This is a genomic window from Oribacterium sp. KHPX15, from assembly GCF_900107835.1.
In the GTDB taxonomy this organism is placed as follows: domain Bacteria; phylum Bacillota; class Clostridia; order Lachnospirales; family Lachnospiraceae; genus Oribacterium.
In genome coordinates this window covers 1-1,587 of sequence record NZ_FNRG01000078.1, presented here as the reverse complement: position 1 = coordinate 1,587, position 1,587 = coordinate 1, and the positions used below count along the sequence as shown (strand labels likewise).

The following is a 1,587-nucleotide window of genomic DNA, read 5'->3' as shown; positions in this document are numbered from 1 at the left end:
CAGGGAGAAGGGAGACAGAAGATGTGTAAGGTTCTTGAAAAACGTGATGAGAAGATTTATATGCAGTTCAAGTCTCAGTTTGAAGAGATGGATGCTGAGTTGGCAGAAAACAGAGCTGCGCTGGAAGAGAAGGATGCCGAGATAGCGGCTTTAAAGGCAAAGCTTGCCGAGCTTGGATATTGAGTGAAATATAAAGAAAGATCTACATAAAAATAGCGTAGCGGAAATAAATCTGCTACGCTTATAAAGCCTAACCTTTATGGGTCACCTCGATAATTTCGCCATGTTTTTTATATATGGCTTTATTAGGGGGTCTCGATCATATGAAAGATCTGTTTATCTGCAGCTGTGGCAAATTCCGTTTATTCTGTATGAACCACTTCTGTAACCATAGTTTCCATAGCATGCTCCGTAATTATCCTCACAGTTTTCACCGTATACTCCGTAATTATCCTCACAGTTTTCACCGTATACGGAATAATAATCGTCACATACATAATTATCGCATATGCTTCTGTCGTTATTTCTCACATCATAGCTGCTGTAGCTGTGATATGCAAACGCAGACGCACTTGCAGAAACAGTAAGAGCTGCTGTAGCCAGTAAAATACCAAGTCTCTTCATTTTAAGCCTTTCTTTCATTAATAAATGAACATATTATCATATTTGAAACCTATACATCATACCATAACGTTTTGATTATTTCGATAGATTTACACCAATTTAGTTTTATTTAATTTATTTGCATACAATCGGAGACCTGGATAGTACCGAGGAAGGTATGAACACATAAATACCGGAGGATAGTCGAGAGAGCTATTCCTCACAGCTCTGACCTGAGAGACAGTATCAAAGAGGCAACATATGTCAAAAAACAAGTTGACACGCAGGGCAGACTAGACTTACAATGGTGCCAGAAAGCGAGGAGGCACAAAATGAATATAACAACTCTTGATGAAGCTCTTGATAGAATAAAAGAATTGGAAAATGAAATTTCTGAGCTTAAAGCAGAAAATGAAAAACTTCGAAACCGTAATTTCGGTGGGCGTAAAAAACATGATGAAGCATGGATGTCTGCATACAATGATTTTATTGTTAAATATGAAAATGGTATGACACTTATGGAGATTGTGGCAGAGGGCGATATCAGTAGAAGAACCGCCTATCGTTATTTGGCATATTATAAAGAATTACATCAGATTGTAGGAAATTAAAAAGTGTTCAAAAATGAACACTTAAAGATTGGGCTTAAGATCTATAACCCAGAGGTCAAGAAGTTTTACATCAAGAAGAATAAAGTGTGCCCGAAGATACGTATAAACGTACGCGTACATAGAGACGGATGGAATGCCGGCAATAAAACAAATGGTTGAATGCCAAAAAAAGAATTGAGGAAACAGAAGAAAGAATAAACATGAAAAAAATTGGAATGCCAACACCGGATGCAGCATTGAAGGAATTTTTTAAGGATAATGCAATATTTGCATCTGTATTTAATGGATATTTTTTCAACAACGATGAGGTCATCAATCCGGCAGAACTGGAGCAGGCGGATACAGCGTATACAGAGTCTGTAAGAACGGAGAT

Annotated in this window: 4 protein-coding genes; 3 read left to right on the top strand and 1 reads right to left on the bottom strand. The window is 37.5% G+C overall.

Annotated elements, in window-relative coordinates; translation table 11 throughout:
* A partial coding sequence (locus BLV86_RS18065) for a hypothetical protein (protein WP_330386263.1) occupies nt 1-183 on the top strand: 183 nt, incomplete at its 5' end.
* A 153-nt stretch (nt 184-336) separates the two neighbouring features.
* Here the strand turns inward: BLV86_RS18065 and BLV86_RS17395 are convergent.
* Nucleotides 337-624: a hypothetical protein gene (locus BLV86_RS17395; protein WP_090820112.1), complete on the bottom strand. Its 288-nt coding sequence runs from the start codon at nt 622-624 to the stop codon at nt 337-339.
* Nucleotides 625-935: 311 nt separating this feature from the next.
* Here BLV86_RS17395 and BLV86_RS17390 point away from each other — a divergent pair, with 311 nt between their 5' ends.
* A complete protein-coding gene (locus BLV86_RS17390) occupies nt 936-1,214 on the top strand; it encodes a helix-turn-helix domain-containing protein (protein ID WP_090820110.1) in 279 nt (92 codons plus the stop codon).
* Nucleotides 1,215-1,217: 3 nt separating this feature from the next.
* Nucleotides 1,218-1,373 carry a hypothetical protein gene (locus BLV86_RS18060; RefSeq protein ID WP_175456609.1) on the top strand — a complete coding sequence of 52 codons (156 nt, stop codon included), beginning with the start codon at nt 1,218-1,220 and terminating at the stop codon, nt 1,371-1,373.
* Nucleotides 1,374-1,587 lie beyond the last annotated feature (214 nt).